The sequence below is a fragment of the Epibacterium ulvae genome, from assembly GCF_900102795.1.
Lineage (GTDB): Bacteria > Pseudomonadota > Alphaproteobacteria > Rhodobacterales > Rhodobacteraceae > Epibacterium > Epibacterium ulvae.
In genome coordinates, this window is record NZ_FMWG01000018.1 from 41,140 (window position 1) to 48,795 (window position 7,656).

General features: G+C 52.4%; 7 protein-coding genes and 1 tRNA gene. 5 read left to right on the plus strand and 3 right to left on the minus strand.

Going from position 1 to position 7,656, the window contains the following annotated elements; translation table 11 throughout:
* The first annotated feature begins 32 nt into the window (after positions 1 to 32).
* The 5 genes from argS to scpB all read left to right on the plus strand — a co-directional run bounded on the left by argS (position 33) and on the right by scpB (position 5,515).
* Positions 33 to 1,778, plus strand: a complete 1,746-nt coding sequence (gene argS / locus BLP79_RS18420) for an arginine--tRNA ligase (RefSeq protein ID WP_090221159.1) — start codon at positions 33 to 35, stop codon at positions 1,776 to 1,778.
* Between the two features lie 108 nt (positions 1,779 to 1,886).
* Positions 1,887 to 3,044, plus strand: a complete 1,158-nt coding sequence (locus BLP79_RS18425) for an SPOR domain-containing protein (RefSeq protein WP_090221160.1) — start codon at positions 1,887 to 1,889, stop codon at positions 3,042 to 3,044.
* Positions 3,044 to 4,048, plus strand: a complete 1,005-nt coding sequence (gene nagZ, locus BLP79_RS18430) for a beta-N-acetylhexosaminidase (protein ID WP_090221170.1) — start codon at positions 3,044 to 3,046, stop codon at positions 4,046 to 4,048. Before BLP79_RS18425 ends, nagZ begins: the two co-directional genes overlap by 1 nt.
* Positions 4,041 to 4,835, plus strand: a complete 795-nt coding sequence (locus BLP79_RS18435; protein ID WP_090221161.1) for a segregation and condensation protein A — start codon at positions 4,041 to 4,043, stop codon at positions 4,833 to 4,835. The genes nagZ and BLP79_RS18435 overlap by 8 nt, the downstream gene beginning before the upstream one ends.
* The gene (scpB, locus tag BLP79_RS18440) at positions 4,832 to 5,515 is read left to right on the plus strand and encodes an SMC-Scp complex subunit ScpB (protein ID WP_408607916.1); all 684 of its coding nucleotides are present in this window, start codon (positions 4,832 to 4,834) and stop codon (positions 5,513 to 5,515) included. The genes BLP79_RS18435 and scpB overlap by 4 nt, the downstream gene beginning before the upstream one ends.
* Positions 5,516 to 5,828: 313 nt before the next feature.
* Here the strand turns inward: scpB and BLP79_RS18450 are convergent, their stop codons facing one another.
* The 3 genes from BLP79_RS18450 to BLP79_RS19785 form a co-directional block, all read right to left on the minus strand.
* Complete coding sequence (locus BLP79_RS18450) at positions 5,829 to 6,920, minus strand: 2'-deoxycytidine 5'-triphosphate deaminase (RefSeq protein ID WP_090221171.1); 1,092 nt, start codon at positions 6,918 to 6,920, stop codon at positions 5,829 to 5,831.
* Between the two features lie 134 nt (positions 6,921 to 7,054).
* A tRNA-Pro gene (locus tag BLP79_RS18455) sits at positions 7,055 to 7,131 on the minus strand.
* 78 nt (positions 7,132 to 7,209) lie between these two features.
* The coding region (locus tag BLP79_RS19785) for a hypothetical protein (RefSeq protein ID WP_170830518.1) at positions 7,210 to 7,656 on the minus strand (447 nt) is incomplete at its 5' end.

Consider the following 7,656-nt stretch of genomic DNA (forward strand, 5'->3'; position numbering starts at 1 on the left):
TCCGCTGGTCCTGAACCAAAGGGACGCCTGACATGAACCTCTTTACCGATATCCATACACTTGTTGTCGATAGCCTTGTTGCACTGGTTGCAGAAGGAATTTTGCCCGAAGGGCTCGATTTTGCAAATGTGGCGGTAGAACCTCCGCGAGATGCGGCGCACGGGGACATGGCGACCAATGCGGCGATGGTTTTGGCCAAACCTGCTAAGATGAAACCACGCGATATTGCGACGGCACTGGCGGATAAACTTGCTGCGGACCCACGTGTAACGGGAGCGGAGGTCGCGGGGCCAGGTTTCTTAAACGTGCGGCTTGAAGCTTCTGTTTGGCAAGATGTTCTGGGCAAAGCACTAGCAGCTAGCAGTAATTTTGGCCGTTCCGATCTGGGAGCCGGTAAACGGGTGAATGTAGAATATGTCTCTGCAAACCCAACAGGCCCTTTACACGTAGGACACACCCGAGGCGCAGTTTTTGGTGATGCGCTATCCAGCCTGCTGGATTTTGTGGGCTACGATGTCACACGGGAGTACTATATCAACGATGGCGGCGCGCAGGTCGATGTGCTCGCTCGCTCTTGTTATCTGCGGTATTTGGAGGCGCATGGCCAATCGGTTGAATTTCCCGATGGAACCTATCCTGCAGACTACCTGAAGCCCGTCGGTGAGGCACTGAAAGAAAAATACGGCGATCAATATGTTGGTCAGCCTGAAGAGGCGTGGCTGGTCGAATTCCGAGTGTTTGCGACCGAGGCGATGATGGATCTGATCCGTGAAGATCTTGCGCTGTTGAACATCGAGATGGATCATTTCTTCTCTGAGAAATCTCTTTATGGCACGGGTAAGATTGAAGACGCGCTAAAACGTCTGGATGGCAAAGGTTTAATCTATCGCGGTGTACTCGAACCACCAAAGGGCAAAAAGCCCGATGATTGGGAGCCGCGTGAGCAGACGCTGTTTAAATCCACAGATCATGGCGACGATGTGGATCGTGCGGTGCAGAAGTCTGATGGCTCATGGACCTATTTTGCGCCAGACATTGCTTATCATAATGATAAGATTGAACGTGGCTTCGACGGTCTGATCAACATCTTTGGCGCGGATCACGGCGGGTATGTAAAGCGGATGAAAGCAGCTGTCTCTGCGCTTTCTGATGGCAAAGTGCCATTGGATATCAAGCTTTGCCAGCTTGTAAAGTTGTTCAAAGACGGGGCAGAGTTCAAAATGTCCAAACGGGCAGGGACTTTTGTGACCCTTCGTGATGTGGTTGACGCTGTGGGCGCAGATGTGACCCGTTTTATGCTGCTGACACGTAAGAACGATCAGGGTTTTGATTTTGACCTTGATAAAGCGTTGGAGCAGTCAAAGGACAATCCCGTCTTTTATGTGCAATATGCGAATGCGCGTATTTGCTCGACATTACGTAAAGCGGCAGCACAGGGGATTGAGGCAACTGAGGGTGCGCTTGCCGCTGCGGATTTGAGTCTGCTGTCTCATGACGCCCAACTGACTGTTGCACGCAAGGTTGCTGAATGGCCGCGTTTGGTTGAAATCGCGGCGCGCAGCAATGAACCCCATCGTGTTGCGTTCTACCTTTATGATCTCGCATCAGAATTGCACGGTCTATATCACCTTGGCAAAACGGACGAGAGTTTACGTTTTGTTAACGAGAGCAGCCAATCGGCAACACATGCAAATTTGGCGCTCGCCAAGGCTGTTTCCGTTGTCATTTCAGCCGGTCTTGGTATTCTTGGCGTCAAACCAGCGGAAGAAATGCGGTAAGTCGGTAAGACTTTCCTAAGCATTCGTACTTAACGCTGGATTGAGGCAGAGTTAGTGGATCCCATGAGAAACCACGCTTCGGCGTGATCCTTGGGCGGTGAGGCGGATATGACGTTTTTTACGCAGGCGGGTAAAAACCCGACCTCTTCAGAAAGTGGTTTCCGGCAAGGGGATGCTGCAGCAGGGCTGCAATCTGGACAGACACAGGTCTACAGTGGCCCTGGTACTGAGACTTATGCGCAATCTGCGTATAGCAGTGATTTGCCTTATTCCGCATCACCAGACGATTTTCAGCAAAGCCAAGGCTACCAACCTCCGGCTCCTGGGCGAGATTGGACAAAATCGCTAGGGATCGTTGGCGGAATCGCATCGCTCGCTCTTGTCGTTGGCCTTGGGGTATGGGGATATAAATTGATCGTTCGCGATGTGAGCGGCGTTCCGGTGGTGCGTGCCATTGAAGGCCCCATGCGAATTGCACCCGAGACGCCGGGTGGACAACAAGCTAATAATCAGGGGTTGGCTGTGAATGCAGTCGCTGCCTTCGGTTCTGCAGAAGAGCCAGCAGATCGTCTGACACTTGCTCCAGAGGCGATTGAGCTGACTGAAGATGACAAGACATTTGCGGAATTGCGTCAGGTTGAAACGCTCGCCACGCCGCAAACGCTAGAGCTTGAGACAGCACAAGTACGCCAAGAACCCGAGGCCGTGCGTCTCACTGAAGGGTTCCGGAATGGTGATATTGATTCTTTGGTCGCTGAAATTGCACAGGAGAGCGGTGTTTTCGCCACTGAAACCCGTGTTGCTGCTCTTGTTCCTGCGCAGATCAACGATTCGCCTTTACGTGATATCGAACCTGTGATTGCAACCGTACCGCTAGATGCTCCAGGAGTTCGGGTATCATTGCGTCCGAATCTACGCCCAGCAGGTTTGTTGCGGAGTGCTAATGCTGTGCAGCCACAGCCCGTGTCTGCGATTGCGGCGACCGCGCTTGATGTAGATCCTAATAGCCTACCGGTTGGAACACGGCTCGCGCAGATTGGCGCACATGCGAGTGAAGATATTGCGCACGCGGAATGGGTTCGGATTTCTGGAAAGTTCCAAGACTATTTCGCGGGCAAACAGCGGGTGATTCAACGCACCGAAAAAGGTGGACGCCCTGTTTATCGTCTGCGTGTCATGGGGTTCGCAGACCTTTCAGATGCACGTCGGTTCTGTTCATTGTTAGTGAGCGGAAACGAAGCCTGTATCCCGGCCACTACACGGTGATACAATATTCAGCCTGTATTCTGGATGCAGAAGGGGGACGCCTGACTGCCGATGAAAAAGTGCTTTTTTCTGAAACCCGCCCGATGGGTTTCATCCTTTTTGCGCGAAACATTGAAACGGCTGATCAGGTACAAGCGCTTTGTGATGAATTTCGCGAAGCCGCAGGCGAAGAATGCTTAATCACTATTGATCAAGAGGGGGGCCGCGTTCAGCGGCTGCGTGAACCTTTGGCACGCAACTGGCGCGCCCCTTTGGATCATGTATCCCAGGCGGGGCAAAACGCCACACGCGCAATGTATCTGCGCTATGCATTGATTGCAGATGAGCTGAGAAAGCTGGGTTTGAATAGCAATTGCGCACCTGTTGCGGATCTTGCAACATCACAAACACATCCATTTTTGAGGAATCGCTGTTATGCTGAGGACCTCAATTCCGTTGTTGAAATAGCGATGGCTGTGGCTCAAGCTCATCTCGATGGTGGTGTTTTGCCTGTGTTAAAGCATATCCCGGGGCATGGTCGCGCGACCATGGACAGCCACAAAGAGCTGCCACATGTTACGACCTCACGCGATGTTCTGGAGGAAACTGATTTTGAGGCCTTTCGAAGGCTCAAAAACCTTCCGGTGGGGATGTCCGCGCATATTGTTTTTGAACAGATCGACAGTCTACCTGCAACGCTTTCCCCTAAAATGGTGCAAATGATCCGTGAGGAAATCGGTTTTGATGGGTTGCTCATGACCGATGACATCTCGATGAAAGCCCTCTCCGGTATGCCTGTTGATGTGGCAAAAGCTGCGTTGAAAGCAGGATGCGATGTAGCTTTGTATTGTAATGCAAGCTTTGAAGATCGGGTCGCTGTGGCACATGCAGTTGGGCCATTGTCTGATCAGGCTGAAACCCGCAGGGTTCGTGCGTTTGAGCGTCTTAAACCAGCAGTCTCACTTGACATTCCAGCCATAGAAGACGAACTATCCGCTCTCATGAGCGGACACGTATATGGCTGAAATATCGCTTTTTCCAACTGAAGATCAGTCGGTCGAAGACCGTTTGGCGGCTGAGGCATTGATTGTAGATGTCGACGGGTTTGAAGGCCCGCTCGATGTGCTCTTGATGCTATCGCGCACCCAAAAGGTGGATCTACGCAAGATTTCTGTTTTACAGCTTGCGCGTCAATATTTGACTTTTGTTGAACGTGCCAAAGAGCTGCGCATTGAGCTTGCGGCGGATTACCTTGTAATGGCGGCATGGCTTGCGTTTTTGAAATCACGGCTCTTGTTGCCGCCGGACCCCACAGAAGAGGGGCCTTCGGGGGAAGAGCTGGCAGCTCACTTGGCCTTCCAACTGGAACGCTTGCAGGCGATGCGGGATGCGGCTGCGCGCCTGCTGGCGCGTGATCAGCTGGGGCGGGACTTTTTCGCCCGTGGTTACACTGAAACTGTAACGCGTGTTCGGTCTGTAAATTACTCTGCGAACCTTTTGGACCTGATGCAGGCCTATGCGCGTATCCGCACAAAAGAAGAATTTCGCCCTTTTGTGATGGATCGCGAGTCGATTTTCACGATGGAGGAAGCGCTTGAGCGAATGCGCGGTTTGCTTGGCTTTGCAGGCAGTTGGACGGATATGATGAATTATCTGCCGATTGAATGGCAAGGAGAAGCAGAAAAACGCCGGTCAGCTACGGCAGCAACTTTTGCGGCGGCCCTCCAGCTTGCCAAAGAAGGCAAGCTGGAACTTCGTCAGAACGAAACTTTCGCGCCCATTCAAATGCGCAGTCGCAGTGAGGAAGAATGATGGAGCCTGAGATTGAGCAAGACCGTGCCAATGACGCTCTAGAGGCAGAGACCCTATTTGATGCGCCCACTATGGCTGAACAGGAGAGAATGGTCGAAGCTGTCCTGTTTGCCAGCAAAGAACCTGTAACTATTCGCGAACTGATGTCACGTCTGCCCAAAGGATGCGATGCGTTGCAAGCTGTTGAGCAACTGCGGAATCGCTATGAGGGTCGTGGTGTACGAGTTGTGCAGGTTGGACCGGCCTATGCTATTCGGACAGCACCGGATCTGGCGCATATCATGCAAAAAGAGACAGTGGAAAACCGCAAACTGTCTCGGGCCGCGATCGAAACATTGGCGATTGTAGCCTATCATCAGCCTGTGACACGGGCCGAGATTGAAGAAATTCGTGGTGTCTCTGTGTCGCGTGGGACGATTGATCAATTGTTAGAACTGGACTGGATTCGATTGGGTCGTCGTAAGATGACACCGGGTCGTCCGGTTACGTTTGTTGTTACACCGACTTTCCTTGATCAATTTGGTTTGGAAAGTGCCAGAGATTTACCGGGATTGAAAGAGTTGAGAGGCGCAGGCTTACTGGAAAATCGCCCGCCTTCTGGTCTGTTTGGTGGGGATGAGACGGCAGAAGAACAAGCGGAGCTTTTTGAAGACGCAGATCCTGCACAGACGTCTGGTTAACAACAAAAGTGCAACGCGCCCTAAGACTGCCTCACTTCAATGCTATGATATGTGGCGGAACTTGAGAGGGCTGTGGCATGAACGCAAACTGGCTTATCAATATGATACTGCGCCGACTGGTTGGTCGTGCAGTCAATGCAGGTATTAATGCGGGTTTCAGAGCCCTGCGACAGAAAAAACGATCTCACCCTGATTTAGACGATATTGAGCGTGCCCGCTTAAGGGCATCACGTCGGGCGCGGCGCACAAAGAGAGATTCGTAAGATTTCAAGCAAGCTATAACACGTTAAGCTTAGGCAGGCTGCGCCCACATTCAGCTGGGTGTTTTGAAATGCTTCGACAATTTCAACCCTTGCCCCTGATAGTTTGAGGCGATGCCCGCGCCATAAAGCTGCTGCGGGATTTCAGCCATCTTCTCATAAACGAGGCGGCCAACGATTTGCCCGTGTTCCAGCACAAAGGGAGCTTCATGACAGCGCACTTCCAACACCCCGCGTGATCCAGCCCCTCCGGCTTCGGTATTGCCAAACCCTGGATCAAAGAAACCTGCATAATGGACCCGGAACTCTCCGACCATTGCCAGATAGGGGGCCATTTCCGCAGCATATGCGGGAGGGATGTGAACGGCCTCTCGACTGACGAGGATATAAAATGCGCCGGGGTCCAGAATAATACGGCCAGAGCGGCTGCGCACCTCTTCCCAGAAGTCACGTGGATCATAGGCCCCGATACGATCTAGGTCGATCACACCTGTATGAGGTTTGGCGCGATACCCTACAAGGTCTGTGCCGGGAAGTTGCAGGTCGACCGAAAAGCCCAATCCGTCTTCGATAACAGCAGGACCATCGACAAGCGCTGTATCGCTGTGGAGCTGACGTAACGCTGTGTCATCCAGAACCGCCTGCCCAGTGCGAAACCTGATTTGATTCAGCCGCATTCCTGGGCGCACGAGTACGGAGAAAGAGCGTGGGCAAATTTCTGCATAAAGAGGTCCATTGTATCCAGCTTTGATGCGGTCAAATTCTTCGCCACCATCGGTAATCGTCCGTGTAAGCAAATCAAGTCGACCGGTTGAGCTTTTTGCGTTTGCGACGGCAGAGATCGTTTCCGGCAAGTTGAGCGTCTCCATTAAGGGGACGACATAGACACAGCCTTTCTCAAGCACTGCCCCTGCGCTTAGGTCTATGCGGTGCATTTCAAATTCGTCTAATCGTTCCGCCACTGTGCGTTGCTGGCCTGCTAGAAAAGAAGCACGGACGCGGTAGGCGACATGACCAAGGCGCAGATCAAGGCTTGCTGGTTGTATCTGCCCATCCACTGGCGCCATGGCACTTTTAATGATGCCGGATTTCAGCATATTTTCAATGCTTTGGCTTGGTAACACGCCAGTCGTTAAATCCTGCATCTCATCGTCCTTGCGCTCGGTCATATTGTCGGGCTGATACATCTTTATGTGGTAAAACCCAGACTTAAGGTGTTCAGATATCAGATACACAAAACGCCCAGGTGATACCACCCAGGCGTTTTTGCGGGGTTTAATGGTCGGGCTAGCAGGACTCGAACCTGCGACCTTCCGTCCCCCAGACGGACGCGCTACCAGGCTGCGCCATAGCCCGTTGAAGATGCCTTCTAACCGTTTTCTCGGTGGGCACAAGGGAAAAGTGACATTTCCACAATGTCACTTTAAATTATTCTTAGCGCGCAAGGATTTGGCGCAATTCCGTTAGGCTGTTTTGTACAGCTGTCTGATGTTGTGAGGGAATTTGTTTGATTTGCGCGAGACGTGGTAAAATGCCCTGCGGAAGATTAGCAGTAGTGTTTGCATCAAAATCTTCGATCTCAACAACGAGAGGGCGTGGTGGCGTTGACGGTGCCACGCTGACTTCCATGTCAGAGGGGAGTGTTGAGGAGGCGTTTGCGTGCGCAGCTGCCGAGGGAATGGTATCTTCTGTTGGGGCTTCAAACGCGTGTGGAAGTGCTGCCTGATTTGCAGAATCTTCGACAAGGGGTGCGGTTTCTTCTTGTATAGAGGGGAGAACTGAAACAGCCTCAGTCGCCTCAGTCGCCTCAGTCGCCTCAGTCGCCTCAGTCGCCTCAGTCGCCTCAGTCGCCTCAGTCGCCTCAGTCGCCTCAGTCGCCTC